This window comes from Rhizobium sp. P2_G9 (genome assembly GCF_056403475.1).
The window spans coordinates 1-16,076 of sequence record NZ_JBFUFK010000057.1; the positions used below are offsets into that span (position 1 = coordinate 1).

16 protein-coding genes are annotated in these 16,076 nt (G+C 62.8%); 7 read left to right on the forward strand and 9 right to left on the reverse strand.

Annotated elements, in window-relative coordinates; all coding sequences use genetic code 11:
- The coding region (locus AC1DYF_RS34220) for a mannitol dehydrogenase family protein (RefSeq protein WP_477882557.1) at window positions 1–1,230 on the forward strand (1,230 nt) is incomplete at its 5' end.
- Between the two features lie 56 nt (window positions 1,231–1,286).
- Here AC1DYF_RS34220 and AC1DYF_RS34225 read toward each other — a convergent pair.
- A complete protein-coding gene (locus tag AC1DYF_RS34225; protein ID WP_477882559.1) occupies window positions 1,287–1,919 on the reverse strand; it encodes a Vgb family protein in 633 nt (210 codons plus the stop codon).
- Between the two features lie 30 nt (window positions 1,920–1,949).
- Complete coding sequence (locus AC1DYF_RS34230) at window positions 1,950–3,170, reverse strand: helix-turn-helix domain-containing protein (RefSeq protein ID WP_477882561.1); 1,221 nt, start codon at window positions 3,168–3,170, stop codon at window positions 1,950–1,952.
- A 119-nt stretch (window positions 3,171–3,289) separates the two neighbouring features.
- Here AC1DYF_RS34230 and AC1DYF_RS34235 point away from each other — a divergent pair, with 119 nt between their 5' ends.
- Together AC1DYF_RS34235 and AC1DYF_RS34240 are read left to right on the forward strand one after the other, a co-directional pair.
- Window positions 3,290–4,087: a DUF899 domain-containing protein gene (locus AC1DYF_RS34235; protein ID WP_477882563.1), complete on the forward strand. Its 798-nt coding sequence runs from the start codon at window positions 3,290–3,292 to the stop codon at window positions 4,085–4,087.
- 5 nt (window positions 4,088–4,092) lie between these two features.
- Complete coding sequence (locus tag AC1DYF_RS34240) at window positions 4,093–4,392, forward strand: hypothetical protein (RefSeq protein WP_477882565.1); 300 nt, start codon at window positions 4,093–4,095, stop codon at window positions 4,390–4,392.
- 10 nt (window positions 4,393–4,402) lie between these two features.
- Here the strand turns inward: AC1DYF_RS34240 and AC1DYF_RS34245 are convergent, their stop codons facing one another.
- Both AC1DYF_RS34245 and AC1DYF_RS34250 read right to left on the reverse strand, forming a co-directional pair.
- Entirely contained in the window at window positions 4,403–5,941 is a 1,539-nt protein-coding gene (locus tag AC1DYF_RS34245; protein WP_477882567.1) for a cation:proton antiporter, read from the reverse strand.
- Between the two features lie 134 nt (window positions 5,942–6,075).
- Window positions 6,076–7,065 (reverse strand): YihY/virulence factor BrkB family protein, encoded by a 990-nt coding sequence (locus AC1DYF_RS34250; RefSeq protein WP_477882569.1) that lies wholly within the window; start codon window positions 7,063–7,065, stop codon window positions 6,076–6,078.
- 251 nt (window positions 7,066–7,316) lie between these two features.
- Here AC1DYF_RS34250 and AC1DYF_RS34255 point away from each other — a divergent pair, with 251 nt between their 5' ends.
- Window positions 7,317–7,685 (forward strand): response regulator, encoded by a 369-nt coding sequence (locus tag AC1DYF_RS34255; protein WP_477882571.1) that lies wholly within the window; start codon window positions 7,317–7,319, stop codon window positions 7,683–7,685.
- 43 nt (window positions 7,686–7,728) lie between these two features.
- Here the strand turns inward: AC1DYF_RS34255 and AC1DYF_RS34260 are convergent, their stop codons facing one another.
- Window positions 7,729–8,316 (reverse strand): TetR/AcrR family transcriptional regulator, encoded by a 588-nt coding sequence (locus AC1DYF_RS34260; protein WP_477882573.1) that lies wholly within the window; start codon window positions 8,314–8,316, stop codon window positions 7,729–7,731.
- A gap of 188 nt (window positions 8,317–8,504) precedes the next feature.
- Here AC1DYF_RS34260 and AC1DYF_RS34265 point away from each other — a divergent pair, with 188 nt between their 5' ends.
- Genes AC1DYF_RS34265 through AC1DYF_RS34275 form a run of 3 tightly spaced genes read left to right on the forward strand, consistent with a single transcriptional unit; the run spans window position 8,505 to window position 12,302 of the window.
- The gene (locus tag AC1DYF_RS34265) at window positions 8,505–9,002 is read left to right on the forward strand and encodes a (2Fe-2S)-binding protein (RefSeq protein ID WP_477882575.1); all 498 of its coding nucleotides are present in this window, start codon (window positions 8,505–8,507) and stop codon (window positions 9,000–9,002) included.
- Window positions 8,999–10,057: an FAD binding domain-containing protein gene (locus AC1DYF_RS34270; RefSeq protein ID WP_477882577.1), complete on the forward strand. Its 1,059-nt coding sequence runs from the start codon at window positions 8,999–9,001 to the stop codon at window positions 10,055–10,057. The genes AC1DYF_RS34265 and AC1DYF_RS34270 overlap by 4 nt, the downstream gene beginning before the upstream one ends.
- Complete coding sequence (locus AC1DYF_RS34275; protein WP_477882579.1) at window positions 10,047–12,302, forward strand: xanthine dehydrogenase family protein molybdopterin-binding subunit; 2,256 nt, start codon at window positions 10,047–10,049, stop codon at window positions 12,300–12,302. The genes AC1DYF_RS34270 and AC1DYF_RS34275 overlap by 11 nt, the downstream gene beginning before the upstream one ends.
- Window positions 12,303–12,391: 89 nt before the next feature.
- On the opposite strand, the gene AC1DYF_RS34280 is transcribed toward AC1DYF_RS34275, so the two are convergent.
- From AC1DYF_RS34280 to AC1DYF_RS34295, 4 genes are all read right to left on the reverse strand, one after another.
- On the reverse strand, window positions 12,392–13,213 hold the full coding sequence (locus AC1DYF_RS34280) for a TolB family protein (protein WP_477882581.1): 822 nt from the start codon (window positions 13,211–13,213) through the stop codon (window positions 12,392–12,394).
- A 123-nt stretch (window positions 13,214–13,336) separates the two neighbouring features.
- Window positions 13,337–14,320: an ABC transporter ATP-binding protein gene (locus AC1DYF_RS34285; RefSeq protein WP_477882583.1), complete on the reverse strand. Its 984-nt coding sequence runs from the start codon at window positions 14,318–14,320 to the stop codon at window positions 13,337–13,339.
- Between the two features lie 3 nt (window positions 14,321–14,323).
- Window positions 14,324–15,151, reverse strand: a complete 828-nt coding sequence (locus AC1DYF_RS34290; protein WP_477882585.1) for a carbohydrate ABC transporter permease — start codon at window positions 15,149–15,151, stop codon at window positions 14,324–14,326.
- A complete protein-coding gene (locus AC1DYF_RS34295; protein ID WP_477882587.1) occupies window positions 15,148–16,026 on the reverse strand; it encodes a carbohydrate ABC transporter permease in 879 nt (292 codons plus the stop codon). The genes AC1DYF_RS34290 and AC1DYF_RS34295 overlap by 4 nt, the downstream gene beginning before the upstream one ends.
- Between the last annotated feature and the right edge of the window lie 50 nt (window positions 16,027–16,076).

Consider the following 16,076-nt stretch of genomic DNA (forward strand, 5'->3'; position numbering starts at 1 on the left):
GCCTCTACACGCTGCCTCTACACGCTGCTCATCCGCGATACTGCGGGGACGGCGGCCGAGGTGATCGGCGCCATCCTCAAGGCGCATGCCGCTTCCCGCGATCCCACCGCTCTTCTCGCTCGGCTGGAAGATCCAGCGATCCGCGTCGTCAGCCTGACGGTGACCGAGAAAGCCTATGGACTGGACGCCGCCACCGGCGGCCTCGATGTCGCGCATCCCGATATCGCGCATGATCTCGCCGACCAGCACGCACCGCGCAGCGCTGTCGGCTATCTCGTGGAAGGTCTCGCGCGTCGACGGGCGAAAGGCGTTGCCCCATTCACGCCACTGAGCTGCGACAACCTGCCGGCCAACGGCCGCGTGCTTCGCCGGCTCGTGCTCGATTTCGCGGCGCGTATCGATCCTTCGCTGCATGACTGGATCGCGGAAAACGTGCCTTTCCCATCGACCATGGTCGATCGCATCACGCCGGCCAGCACCGAGGCCACCTATGCCAATGCAAAACGGCTGACCGGCCACACCGATCTCGCCGCGGTCGAGACCGAACCATTTGCCCAATGGGTGATCGAGGATAATTTCGCGAACGGCCGCCCGGCATGGGAGAAGGCTGGCGCACTCATGGTCGCCGACGTTGCGCCCTATGAAAAAATGAAGCTGCGTATGCTCAACGGCGCGCATTCGCTGCTCGCCTATCTCGGCTTCATTGGTGGTTTCGAGTACATCCGCGACGTCATGGACGATGCGGCTCTGGCCTCGCTGGCGCGGCGTCATATGGCCGCGGCCGCCATCACTCTCGATCCCCTGCCCGGCATCGACTTCGCCGCCTATGCCGATCAGCTTTTCGATCGCTTCGCCAACAAGGCAATCGCCCACAGCACCTACCAGATCGCTATGGACGGCACGCAAAAACTGCCGCAGCGCCTGCTGGAACCTGCCGCTGTCGCACTGGCCGCTGGCAATGGAGCTGAAACGTTCGCCATCGCCGTCGCGGCCTGGATGCGCTATGTCATCGGCATCGATCGGAACGGAGCGGCGTATGATCTACGCGATCCCCGCTCCGCCGAGATTGTCGCATTGCTGGCCGAAGTACCTCGCACCGGCGATGCGATCTCAAACGCACTTTTCAGGCTTCCCGGCCTTTTCCCCGCGACACTGAGAGAGAGTGCCGACTGGACAAAGAAGGTGGCCGAGACACTGGACGCGCTCCTTCTTCGTCATCGTCTCACTTGACGAAGCCATCTCGGCGCTTCGAGCGGCGTTTCGCCTCAGACAAAAAGCTGTGACAGTTAACCCGGCCGGCGCACGACGCGAACTTTGCCGCTGCTTCCGCCGCCGCAGAAGAACCGGTCGCGGCCATCGGATTCCAGCCCTGAAACACCGGTGCCGGTAGGCATTTCCAGCACTTCAAGCAGCTTGCCGCTGACGGGATCGATGCGGCGAAGGTCGCTTTCCTCTTCCTCCCAGGTGCCGTGCCAGAGCTCCTCGCCGGCCCAGGTCACGCCGGTGACGTAACGGCTGGTTTCGATACTGCGCAGGATGGCACCGGTGTCCGGGTCGATCTGGTGAATCTTTTTCGCCCGATAATGGCCGACCCAAAGTGACCCTTCGGCCCAGGTCAGGCCTGAATCGCCACCCTCTCCCGGTGCGGGGATCGAGGCGAGGACATCGCCATTTTTCGGATCGATCTTGAGAATGCGATCCTCGGCGATCTGGAAAAGGTGGCGGCCATCGAAGGCTGTCCCCGCATGCGAGGCGACATCGATCGATTGCTGCTCTTCGCCACTATCGGGATCGAAAGCATGCAGCTTGTCGCCGGCAGCGTACCAGATGCGCTCGCCGTCGAATGTGACGCCATTGACGCGCGGCGTGCCGTCGAAAGGTCCGTATTCATGCAGGATTTCAGCCCGGGATTTCTTCATTCGCCTATCCCTGTTCAAACGCCCTTCATCCTACCCCACCGGCAGCGGGCCGGGGAGTAACAAAGTTGTCGGGAAGCCGGTGATCGGCGGCATCATCCAGCGACGCGCCGGCCCGCGACCGAAGCACTGCACTTTACCAGCCGCCAGGAGTTGGTCGAGTGCCCGCTGGATCGTCCGCGGACTGGTTTCGAGCGCAATCGCCAGCGCCGAACTCGACCAAGCCTCGCCATCCGCCAGAAAGGCAAGCAGGGCGGCATGGTCCTCCTCGACCGGCGGCGCCAGCACGACGATCTGCCGCGCATGATGCGGCGACAGCGCAAACCCCTCGCGCGTGGCGCGGATGTCGGCAATCGACTGCAGCGCAACGCGCAACCGCCCGATCTCCACCCGAAGACGCGCGCGGTGCGATTCATCGGCATATTTTGCCCGGAACGCTTGGGCGATCAGCACGCTCCGCGGTACGTCGCCCGGCCATGCCTGCGCCAGACTGCGTGCCAGCGCAAACAGCACCGGCCGGCTTGCGAGCGGCACGATGCTGCCCCCCTGCCGAACGGCATTGCGACACGCATCCACGACGAGGACATCCGAGTCGAACAGAGCCTCGACCTCTTCGAGCAAGATCGGACGCTCGCCGTCGCGCCCGACCAGACGCGCAGCTGGCACCGCAAGAACGGCCGCCGCGCCCTCGATTTCCGCCGCCAGCGCCGGAATCCCCGCCTGCCGCGCCGCAGCGAGCGCATCGGCGAAAGCCGTCCGCGCCGCTCTCGTCTTCAGGCGGCGTATCGCCAGTCCCGCGACGGCCAGCCAATGAGCGGCCCTCGAGGCTGGCGGCAATGGCGCGGGATCAAGGTCGGCCAGCAGGCGCTCCGCATGCTCCAGCCGTCCGATCAGCAGCAGGCGCCGCACTTCGAGATTGCCGGCATAAGCGGCATTGACCGCATCGCCATGCGCCTGCAGCGTCGCCCGCGCCGCTTCGAGCGTCCTGGCCGGCCAGGCAAGATCGCGCGACACCAGTGCAATCTCGGCCTCGGCCACGACACAACGCGCCCGCGCCACTGCTTCCCTTGGCCCGAACGCCTTGGCCGCCGATTTGAGCAGTGCCTTGGCGCGTGGAAAATCGCCGAGCTGGGCCATGGCGATGCCGCGCAGCGCCAGCGCGGGCGCGTCTTCGCGCAGGGCAATGCGCTTGAGCGCCCCGAGCGGATCGCCTGTCGCGAGTGACCGCGCCGCGGCGTTGATCAGCGAATCCATAGAAATCCCGTCACACTTGTAACTCCCACCCTCTTGGCATCCGAGGCTAATTTACTCCTCGCAAGCAAGCAACATGCCGCCGGGATATGGTGGCGCAAGAGAAGTAGAGGAAGAGTTCAATGGCAATGCACCTCACCGGCTCACGCGAAGAATGGCTCGCAGCACGGATCGACCTGCTCGCCGCCGAGAAGGAACTGACCCGGCAAAGCGATGCGATCGCCCAGCGGCGGCAGGATCTGCCCTGGGTGAAGATCGAGAAGGACTATCGCTTCGACACCGAACAGGGCAAGGCAACGCTCCGCGACCTGTTCAAGGGTCGCTCGCAGCTTCTGATCTACCACTTCATGTTCGGCACCGACTATACCGCCGGCTGCCCGTCCTGTTCGTCGATCGCCGACGGCTTCAACGGCATTACTGTGCATCTCGAAAACCATGACGTCGCCTTCACCGCGGTATCGCGCGCGCCGCTGGCGAAACTCAGGGAATTCAAGCAGCGCATGGGTTGGGACTTTTCCTGGGCCTCGTCCGGCGAAAGCGATTTCAACAATGACTTCAATGTCTGGTTCACGCCGGAGCAGCAGCGCGACGGCGGCATCGAATATAATTTCCGTCTCGAGCCGGCGATGGCCGGGATGAGCTCCGGCGGCACCATGAAGGAATGGAAAGAGCGCGGCGAGGAAAGCCCGGCCGAACAGATGGCTGCTATGACCGGCACCGACCTCGCGACTTATACGCGCGACCGGCCCGGCCTCAGCACCTTCGTCATCGAAGACGGCGACATCTATCATGGCTACTCCAGCTATGCGCGTGGACTGGACGGCGTCTGGGGCATGTATCAGTGGCTCGACCGCGCACCCAAGGGACGCAACGAGCAAGGCATCTGGTGGCGCCACCACGACAGCTACGGCAGGGAGTGATTTCCATGCCGGATCTCTCGACGTGTTCCCGCTCTGCGCTGCCCGAGGGCAAGGCGTCCGTCGTCTCCGCCGGACGACGGATCGGCGACCTCCGCCTCGCTGACTGGCTCTCCCTCGCGGCAGCGCCGACCTTCATCGCCATGACCGTGGCAACGCAACTCGGTGGCGACGCGTCGATGATGATGTGCTCCGCCGGTCAGGGGACCTTTCCCCTGACCGGCATGGCGATGATGTATCTGCTGATGAGCGCCTTTCACTTGACGCCTTGGATAAGACTGGTCTCGCCGGCAAACGCTCAACACTGAGGCAGGCGCGCTACGACGTCTCCTCGATGCGCCGCGCCTCCACCGGCAGGACGGTGAGTTCACGCCAGTCGATCTCCTCTAGCAGGAGATTGTATTCATCGATCGTGACGCGATTGTCGGCGCGGAGCTGTTCCAGCATCGCCCTCTGCGCCGCCACCGCCTTGAGCGCGAGCTTGCGATATTTCTGGAACGGCAGGCTCTCGCCCGGTTCACGGATCGCCGTGTGCTCGAGCCGGAACGTGGCGCGCAGCAATTCGGCCTCCGCGAGATCGATACCGTCGAGCTTCGACAAAGCCGCCGATGCGAGCTCGCCACGCAAGACTTCAAGCTCGCGGCTGCCGTCGTGTGACTCCAGCCCCAACCAGCGGATCAACGGCGACAATGTCAGCCCCTGAAGCACCAACGTGGCAATGACCACGGCGAAGGCGGCCAGGACGACAATGTCGCGCTGCGGAAAATTTCCCGGCAGGGCAAAGGCCGTCGCCAGCGTGACCAGCCCGCGCATGCCGCACCAGCTCGCCAAGACAGACTGTTGCAGCGTAGCCCGCTGGGGCCGACCCCGCCGCCTGGCAATGGCGCTATAGATCCGATTGAAGCCGATGCAGACGACGAAGCGGGCCGCGATGACGATCATAACCACGAGTGCTGCGAAGATCATCGCCTGCCTGAAATGGTCGCCGCTCATGCCCCCGACGATCTCGCGCACCTGCATGCCCATCATCAGGAAGGCGACGACGTTGAGCACGAACACCACCGCCGTCCAGACGGCGTAGGACTGGACGCGCATGCGCGCCGACGTCATGCCGCCCTGTCTGGCAATGGACATGGCGCAGGTGACGACCGCGAGCACGGGTGAGAAACCGAGATGTTCGGCAATGATCCAGAGCAGGTAGGTCTGGACGAATTGCAGCAGGTTGCCGCCGAGTGAATCGGCGAGATAGCCGCTCAACCGTCCCATGATCATGGCGGCGGCGATGCCGAGAAGAATACCGCCGGGGATAGCAGCGGCAAGATGCAGCGAGACGGAAGTATCAATGCCGCCCGCCGACTGGATCGCCAGCGCCGCACCGAAAATCAGAAGCGCTGCCGCATCGTTGAACAGGCTCTCGCCGCGCAACACGGTATCGGTGTTGCGCGGCACGGCCATGGAAGAGAGGATCGCCGTTGCCGCCACAGCATCCGGCGGTGCGACGATCGCGCCGAGCACCACGGCCGCCGCCAGCGGCAACCCGGCGAGAGCCCAGCCTGCATAGGCCACAGCCGCAGTGGTGACCACGACGCCGCCGATGGCATAGACCACCAATGGCAGCCAGAAACGCCGTGCCGTACCGAGCGGAAAATCAAAGGCGGCATCCATCAGCGCCGGCGCAATGAACAATGCCAGCGCAATGCGCGGATCGAAGGAGAAATGCGGAGCGCCTGGAACCAATGCGAAGACCACGCCGGCCATGGCCAGCATCGACGGATAAGGCAGCTTAAGTTTGCGCGCCACCTGCAGCAGCAGGACGGCGCTCAGCAATAAGATAAGAAGGCTCTCGAAAAAATTCATTCGCCATCGCTATCGGAGAGTGAGGATCTTTGCGGCGCACAAGCTTGCGCCACCGCAAACCTAGCACGATTTTTCTCCGATGAAAGGCGTCCAGCGCCGTCAACCGACACCAAGGATATAAGATTGACCGCGGCTCAATCGGTGGCTTTGCCCACCGTATCGGCCATGACCGCACCCCGCTCGCCGATCGGCAATGGCGGACCCGTCGTCGAATCGCAGAGCGTCTGATGTTCGAGCTCGGCATCGAGTTCTGCACCGACGATCAGGATGCAAACCGAGATCCACGTCCAGACCATGAAGCCGATCAGTGCACCCAACGTGCCATAGGTGATGTTGTAATGGCCGAAATTCTGCAGATAGTAGGAAAACGCGATCGAGGTCACCATCCAGACGACAGCGCTGATCCCGGCGCCCCAGCTCAGCCAGCGCAATTTGGCCTTCTCCCGGCTCGGTCCGAAACGATAGATGACGATCGTTGCCGCCCAGACGATGACGAGCACGACCGGCCAGCGAGCCACCGCGGCAAACATCTCCGCCCAGCTGTCCAGGCTCAGAAGCGCGAACAGCGCCGGGACGACACCGATAGCGGCGATCAGGACCACGGCGAGCACAATCGTTCCGAGGGTAAAGCCGAGCGAAAGCAGGTTGAGCTTGACGAAGCTCCGCTTCTCTTCCTCGCCATAAGCGACATTCATCGCGTCGAACAGCGCCTTCACACCGTTATTGGCGCTCCACAGCGCAACGGCAAAGCTGATCAGGAAGGCGATGCTCAATGTCGACGCCTTCTGCGAGGTCAAGGTGGAAAGTTGCCCGAGCACGAGATCGAATGCGCCTGGCGGCAGGACCATAGACAAAAAGCCGATTTGCTTGCCGAGATCTGCGGGATTGAACACGAAGCCGTAGAGACTGACGAGCACGCCGAGCGCGGGAAACGAAGCAAGCAGGAGGTAATAAGTGACACCGGCACCAATCAGCGTGACCCGATCCTCGACCACTTCGGAGGCGGTTCGCCAAAGCACATCCTTCCAGCCCCGTATCGGGATCTGGCGCGGGCCGGTGGCGTGCCGCCCCCTGCCGTGCTCTGCCTCAGCGTTTGCAACAGGCTCACTTGTCTGGTCGCTCATAGGTCTGCTCTGGTGAAATGCCCTTATTCAATCCACCGGGAGGCCTGGAGTTCCCGGCGCGTGCCGCGAAACGATCAAATGCTATTTCTCCCGCGGCTGTTCGAGCGTGTTTCCTGCGGCAATCATCCTGCCCTGCCGCTTTGCCGGCCGGGCGGTCCAATAGAGATCAAATTCGCGTGTTGGCGACAGCCGTACCGCGCATCGCGGAACCTTGATGCCGTCTTCGCGGTTGATCGGGCAGGAGAAACGCCATGTTTGAACAATCGGACCTCAAGAATGGACGCATCCTCGTCGTGCAGGATGACTTTGTCGAAGAGCTGAAAATCGTCATGGACCTCAACCCAGATGCTTCGGCAGCCAAGATGAGCCTGACCGAGCAGACGATCGCGATATTGCAAGGCTCCGATATCGGCGCTGCCATTTTCGACCACCATCTCGACCATGCCAGTTCCGCGGCAATCGCCGACGCGCTGGCCACGCTCGGCATCCCCTTCACCTTCACCGATACAGACGACCTACTGGCTCTACCGAAACGACTGATGACCTACAGCATGACGGAAAGCTCGCCGGAACTGCAGATGATCGCCCACCAGATGCTGGGTCCCCCGACCTATCATTGAACGCAGGCCGGGCGCGTCAGCCTGGCAGAAGCCATTAGCCGGCTTACATTCCGCGGATACGCAATCCGTCGACAAACACGTCAGCGAGGCGGAACGCATTTGCCTGCCATCCCGCAGTTCCCTGGGATGAATAGAAAATCCCGACAATGGCGCGAAAAAGATCTTCCGGCGGCACGTCGGCGCGGATCATTCCGGCCGCGACCGCCCGATCGAGCAGAAGGCGGATCGCCGCCATCATCCGTTCGGAAGAGTAAGCCTTCAGTTCGGAAGAGCCATGCGCGGCAAGCTGCAGCGCCTCGATCATGCCCTTCTTCGTAGCAACCAGGCGCACATTGGCATGCAGCCAGTTCCTCAGTGCCTCGACCGGATCGCTATCGCGTGCGAGCGCCTCAGCCAGATCTCCGAGAAGGTCGACTTCGTGCCGGTAGACGGCTTCGAAAAGCGCATCGCGCGTGGGAAAATGCCGATAGAGCGTACCTATGCCGACACCAGCTTGCTTGGCCACCGCTTCGAGGCTGGCCTGCGAGCCGCCGCTGCTGAAAATCAGCGCCGCCGCTTCAAGCAATCTGTCCCGGTTACGCACCGAATCGGCGCGAATCTTGCGCGTCGTTGTGCCAGCCTCGTCTCGCATCGTCGAAATAATATCGTTCCCTCTTGATAAACGGAGGATGCCTCCGTATAATTATAGTGCACCGCGAAACCACGAGCGCCCTTTTCCGGTGAAAACCCTAGCCGACCGATCGGCTTTCCGCCTCGAACCGCTGCCCCCCGAACCGGCAGCCACGATCCATACATCACAATCCCTGAATGGAGCACACCATGTCACTCTCCATCAGCCTCACCATCAATGGCCAGTCGCACGCGCTGTCGCTCGATGACCCGCGCGTCACGCTTCTCGATCTCCTGCGCGAGCGGCTTGATCTGACGGGCACCAAGAAAGGCTGCGATCGCGGCCAATGCGGTGCCTGCACTGTACTCGTTGATGGACGGCGGATCAATTCCTGCCTCACCCTGGCCGCCAGCCTTGACGGCGCACAGGTCACCACCATCGAAGGCTTGGCAAGTGGTGACGTGCTGCATCCGGTGCAGGCTGCCTTCATCGCCTGCGACGGGTTCCAGTGCGGTTTCTGTACGCCGGGCCAGATCATGAGCGCCGTCGGTCTGATTGCCGAAGGCAAGGCCGGAGACGATCCCGAGCGCATCCGCGAACTGATGAGCGGCAATATCTGTCGCTGCGCCGCCTATCAGGGCATCACCGAAGCCGTCCTGCAGGCGCAGGCTGTGCTTGAGGAAAGCAATGAGAGGAGCGCCGCATGAACCGCTTCGATTATATCCGGCCGGCAAGCGTGGCGGATGCCATCGCCGCCGCGCGAGAACCGGGATCGGCTTTTCTCGCCGCAGGCACGAGCCAGCTCGACCTGATGAAGATCGGCGTCTCGCGCCCAGAACGCCTGATCGACATCAGCAAGCTTCCAGGCCTCGACCGCATCGACTGGCTCGAGGACGGCAGCGTCCGCATCGGCGCCCTCGTCCGCAATTCCGACCTCGCCTACGACGATCGCTTCCAGCGTACATTCCCCGCGATCGCCGAAGCGCTGCTGTCGGGCGCATCGGCCCAGCTTCGCAATGCCGCCACCGTCGGCGGCAATCTGATGCAGCGCACGCGCTGCGCCTATTTCCAGGACCTGGCAAGCGCCTGCAATCGGCGTGTACCCGGTTCCGGCTGCGACGCCCGCGAGGGAGAAAACCGTCTGCACGCCGTGCTTGGCTGGAGCGAACACTGCATCGCCACCCACCCTTCGGATTTCTGCGTGCCGCTTGTGGCGTTCGACGCCGTCGCCGAAGTGGAAGGCCCCAACGGCACTCGCGAGATTCCGGTGGAATCTCTGCATCTTCTGCCCGGCGAAACGCCGGAGCGGGAAACAACGCTGGAAGCCGGTGAACTGATTATCGGCCTGAGAATCCCCGTGGCAGCAGCCGGATTTGCCGATAACGCGCGCTATCTCAAACTGCGCGAGCGCACCTCTTTTGCCTTTGCTGTCGTCTCGGCGGCAGCTGCTCTACGGATCGAGGACGGCGTCATCCGCAGCGCCCGCATCGCGCTCGGCGGCGTCGCCGCAAAGCCATGGCGCGCCCGCCAGGCCGAGGAAGTGCTTGCCGGTGTCGAAGTGGGCGAGGATGCTTTCGCCAAAGCCGCCGAACAGGCCCTCGCCGAGGCAAAACCATCGGGCGACAACGCCTTCAAGATCGAACTTGCGCGCCGCATTGTCAGGCGCGCCCTGATCCTCGCAGCGGAAGGGACGCCGGACACGATGCCCGCTCTGCCGGCCTCGCCCTTCTCAGCCTTTTCGGGAGCGACCCATGCCGCCTGAAGTCATCGCACTCGCACAACAGAACCCGCGCTACGGCTCGAATTCCGGCCAGCCGCTGACGCGCCGCGACGGCGTGCTCAAGGTTACCGGCCGCGCCACCTATGCCGCCGACAACCATCCCGCCGGCATGCTCCATGCCGTCACCGCCGTGTCACGGATTGCCCGCGGCCGCGTCACGTCACTCAACGTGGCTGCCGCCAAAGCCCATCCCGGTGTCGTCGAGGTGCTGACCCCTGAAAACCGGCCGCCGCTCGCGCATGATCCGGACCAAAAAATGCCGCCCTTCGGCTTCCGCATCGAGGTGCTGCAGGATGACACGGTGCGCTACGTCAACCAGCCGATCGCCTTGGTGATCGCCGAAACGCTGGAAACCGCCACCGAAGGCGCGGCCCTGCTCGATCCGCAATACGCGGTCGAAAGCGCCCGTACGGGGCTCGACAATGGCCAGCATTTCGATCCCGCAGGCGTTGGCATCGGTTCGCCGCCACGGACAACCTTTGGTGATGTCGAGGCCGGACTGGCAAATGCTGCTCGCAGCATCGAAGTGGATTACTCTACACCAGCGCAATATCACAACGCCATGGAGCCCCATTCGGTCGTCGCCGAATGGGATGGCGACCGGTTGATGCTGGACATGCCCAACCAGGCCATGGCGCTGAGCTGCGCCTCCTACGCTGCCTATTTCGGCATCCCGGCCGAAAACGTAACGATCCGCTCGCCCTTCCTTGGCGGCGGCTTTGGTTCGAAGGCGATCCTCAACGGACCGCAAATGCTCGCCATCATCGCCGCACGCATGCTCAAGCGGCCGGTAAAGCTGGCGCTCACCCGGGGACAGATGTACGGCCCCGTCGGCCATCGGGGCCAAACCTGGCAGAAACTGCGCCTCGRCATGGACGGCGACGGCCGGCTGACGGCGCTCCATCACCGCTCTCTCAGCTCCACATCGAGCTTCGACGAATTTCTCGAAGGCGCCGCCAACGCCTCGCAGCCAATCTATGCAAGCCCGGCCATCCTCACGGAACACCAGGGTATCCGGCTCGATATCGGCACCCCCGGGCCGATGCGGGCGCCAGGTCTGGCCTCGGGTTCGGCGACGCTCGAAGTGGCGATGGACGAGGCCGCTGAAGCCTGCGGCATGGATCCGCTCGACTTCCGGCTCGTCAACTACGCCGAAACCGAGCCCGGTACCGGCAGGCCGTTTTCCTCTAAGGCGCTACGCGAATGCTATGCCGAAGGCGCCAAGCATTTTGGCTGGGCCGATCGTCCGCTTGCGCCGCGCCAGATGCGCGACGACAACGGCTTCCTCGTCGGTTGGGGCATGGGCACCGCCGTGTTTCACTGCCCGCACTTCCCCGCTTCGGCGCGCGCCACATTGCGTGCCGACGGCACTGCGCTGGTCGAAACTGCCGGTGCCGATATGGGCCAGGGCGCCTGGACGGCTTTGGCGCAGATCGCAGCCGAAGCACTCGGCCTCGATCCCGACCAGGTCGAATTCCATTCCGGCATTTCGACATTGCCTGATGGCGGCATTGCCGGTGGTTCGGGTCACACCGCAAGTGCGGGCCTGGCGCTCAACAATGCCGGCAAGGATGCCATCGCCCAGCTCTCGGAAATCGCACTCGCCGATCCCGCCTCGCCACTGTTCGGCGCTGGCAATATCGGCGTGACCGCCCGCAACGGCCGCCTCCACCGGCGCGATGATGAAACGCGCAGCGAAAGCTACGCAGAAATCCTCAAACGCGCCGGACGCACCGACATCGTTGGCAGCGCCAAAGCCGCCCGCGACCCGGCAGCCGCTTCGGCGCACGCCATGTATTCACACGGGGCCGTCTTCGCCGAGGTGAAGGTCGACCCCGACCTCGGACAAGTGCGGACAACACGCCTTGTCGGCGCCTTTGCTGCCGGGCGGATCGTCAATCCCCGGCTCGTCCGCAGCCAGTATTTCGGCGGCATGATCTGGGGTGCCTCCTTCGCTTTGTACGAAGAGGCGATCGCCGACCGCAGCACCGGCAGGATCATGAATGCCGACCTGGCGGAATATCATGTGCCCGTCAATGCCGATGTGCCATCGATCGAGGCGATCCTGATCCCCGAGCATGACCCGTACGTCAACCCGCTCGGCATCAAGGGCGTCGGCGAGATCGGTATCACCGGCACTGTCGGCGCCATCGCCAATGCGGTCTGGCATGCGACGGGATTTCGTGTCCGGCGCTTCCCGATCCGGATCGAGGATCTGATCGGCTAACGGCGGTGACATCGACGAACATGATCGGCGGGACGAAAATCCTGCCGATCAGATTCGACAGCGGAATTTCTCTATTCGGCGTGATCGCGCTATCGCCAATAGCGCACGAAGGCGAATTGCTTTGCGTCCGGCGCCCAGCAGGGCACGTTGATCGTGCCCTGGCCTCCAAAGAGAGACAGCAGCATCTTGGGCTGCCCACCCTCGGCCGGCAGCAGCCGCAGCTCGACATCCTCGTCCCGCGGATGGCCTTTCACCCCAGGCTTATAAGCCAGGTAGAGAATATGCCGACCGTCCGGCGAGGGATGCGGAAACCAGTTGACGCGATCGTCGTCCGTCATTTTTTCAAGCCGAGCGCCATCCGGGRCAATACGCCAGAGATCGACCGCACCCTGCCGCTCGCCATTGAACCAGATCCATTGGCCGTCCGGCGTATAGTCGGGGCCATCGCAATGGTCGAAATCATGCGTGACCTGAAATTCCTCCCCGCCTGCCGCCGGGCAGGTAAAGACCTGAAAGGTCTCGCCGCGCTTGGCAACATAGGCCAGCCGCCCACCGTCCGGCGACCAGCCGTGCCAATAGGACGGCGCCTTCTCCGTCACCAGCCGCGGCGTTCCACCGGCGGCAGGCAGGATATAGACCCGGCTCGCGCCAGCTTCCGTCGAGTCACTGATAACGAGCGTCTTCCCATCCGGGGAAATCCCGTGGTCGTTATTGCAGTCCTTTGCGAAGCCGGTGTCGATCTCGACCATGCCCGGATTGCCGAGATCGACCCGATAGAGCCGCCCGTCACCGTTGATGACCAGCGCCTTGCCGTCCAACGTCCAGTTGGGCGCCTCCACCAGGCGCTCCGTCCGGAGCACGGTTTTGACATGTCCCGTCTCAAGGTTGAAAATCGCAACTTCACTTGCCATGCGCTTCTCTTTCCGTCGTCCTCACTACAGCGACTGACGGCTGATGTGAAAGGCCGTCAGCGGCCCGGAAGGGTTTCTAACGCCATCTCGGCAATGAGGTCCATCTTCTCCGGCATGTCCACTTCAATCCACCAGGAGGTGCTCGTGCTCCTTCATCGGCGAAGCCCAGACGACATCGCCTGACTTGAGGTCGGTATTGCCTCTGTCCCGTGCCAGCAATAATCCAAGACCGTCAGCTTCGAGATGAATGATAGCGTCGGCGCCCAGCCGTTCGATATGGGTGATGTGGCCTTTCCACTCCCCTACGCTGCGCGACAGCGCGACATGTTCCGGCCGGATGCCATAGGTCTTGCAGCCTCGCGCCTCAGCGATCGCACCGCTGAACAGATTCATCTTCGGGCTGCCGATGAAGCCGGCGACGAAGGCGGTCTTCGGCCTGTCATAGAGTTCCATCGGGCTGCCGATCTGCTCGATACGGCCGCCGTTGAGCACGACGATCTTGTCGGCCATGGTCATCGCTTCGACCTGGTCATGGGTGACGTAGATCATCGTTGCGCCCAGCCGGTCGTGCAACTCGATGATCTCCATGCGCATCTGCGCCCGAAGCGAGGCATCGAGATTGGAAAGCGGCTCGTCGAACAGGAAGATTTTCGGGTTGCGGATGATCGCCCGGCCGATGGCGACGCGCTGGCGCTGGCCACCCGAAAGCGCCTTGGGCTTGCGGTCGAGCAGTTGCGTAAGCTGCAGCGACTCCGCCACGGCACGGACCTTTTCGGCGATCTCGGCCTTGGGCCGGCCGGCGAGCGACAGGCCGAAACCGATATTTTCCTCCACCGTCAAATGCGGATAGAGCGCATAGGACTGGAACACCATGGCAATGCCGCGCTCGGAAGGCTCGGCATGGGTGACATCGGCGCCACCGATCGTGAGTTGGCCGGATGTTACGTCTTCGAGCCCGGCGATCATCCGCAGCAGGGTCGATTTGCCGCAGCCGGACGGACCGACGAAGACGGTGAATTCGCCAGCTTTCACTTCGAGATTGACGCCCTTGATGACTTCGAGTGCGCCAAAACTCTTGCGCACATCCTTCAGCGTGAGTTCGGCCATCGATTATCCCTTTACGCCGCCCGCCGTCATGCCGGCGACGATCTGTCGGTTGAAGAAGATGAAGACGATCAGCGGCGGTATCGTCACCAGGAGGATGTTCATGAACAGCAGATTGTACTGTGTCGTATACATGCTCTGGAAATTGAACAGGGTCAGTTGCACGGTGACGTTTTCCTTGCCCGGCAAGTAGTAGAGAGGGTTGGTAAAATCGTTGAAGATGGCGATCGACTGCACCACGACATTGGTGACCGTCACCGGTTTCAACAGCGGCAGGATCACCCGGAAAAACACCTGCCAGGGTTTCGCGCCATCGATGATCGCCGCCTCGTCGAGATCGCGCGGGATTGTGGCGATGAACGAGCGATAAAGCAGTGACGAGAACGACAGGTTATAGGCGACCTGGATCAGGATCATGCCAAAAACGCTCTTGAACAGGCCGATCGACTGCAACAGCCATATGGTCGGCACCACCGCCGGCGGCATCATCAGGCCGACGAGAAGAAGAATCTGGGCAACGCCGTTCCAGCGCGTCTTGCGGCGCTGCATGATATAGCCGACCATGGCCGAGAGGATGATCAGCAAGATCACCGCGGCGACGGTAATGACGCTCGAATTGAAGAAGGCGAGCAACAGCTGATAATCCTGCACCTTGACGACGGCGACGAGGTTGTCGACGAAGAGCCAGGAATTCGGCAGGCTGAAATCCAGCCGCGACGCTTCCGAGCGCGACTTCACTGCCTGCAACGCGATGAAGGCGAAGGGCAGGATAAAGATGACGGCGGCGAAGGCCAGCGCGATCAGGCCTGTGATGAGCGGGCGATGGCGTTTCAAAGCTCGACCTCCCGGCGGTTGAACCAGAGCGTCAGCGGCAGCATGACCACGCCGATCAGCAGGAAGAGGATGACATTACCGGCCGTCGACAAGCCATAAAAACCGGCCTGGTACTGTTTGTAGATCACCGAGGCGATGACATCCGAGGAGAAGCCGGGGCCGCCGCGGGTCATCGCCCAGATAATGTCGAAGGACCGCATGCCGCCGATCAGCGACAGCGTCACCACCGTCGCAATGGCCGGCCGGACGAGCGGCAGGGTAATGCGCCAGAACTGCTGCGAGCGTGTCGCGCCATCGATGCGCGAGGCTTCGTAATAATCCGGGCTGATCGCCGCAAGGCCGGCAATGAAGATCAGGGTCGCGAGCCCGACGCCCTTCCAGAGATCGACCAACGCCACTGAAAACAGTGCCAGCGACGGATCGGTCAGCCAACCCGGCCGCGGCAGGTTGATGGCATGGAGCGCGACATTGATGATGCCGCGCGTCGGATGCATCATCACGGTAAAGGCGATGCCGACGCCGATGGTCGAGACCAGCACCGGGAAGAATACCACCGTGCGGAGAAAGCCGCGGGCGAAAATATTGCTGGTGAGCAGCACCGCCAGCATGAGGCCGCAGACTGTCTTCAGGCCCGATGTCGTCACCGCATAGATCAGCGTGTTGGTCAGGCCCTGCACCAGGAACGGCTCGGAAAAGAACTGCTCGAAATTGGTAAGTCCGATGAAGGTCGCGTTCGTCAGGTCCCAGCGCGTCAGGCTGAACCACAGCGATGCGATCGTCGGCGCCAGGAACAGCACGCCATAGATCACGGCGGCTGGCAGGAAGAACCAGAGAGGATAGGGCGAGCGGCGGGCGCCCGGGGAACCATGCTTCATCTTCGCCTCGCAATTTGAGACCGCCCCGCCACATCTAGCGCGACGGAGCG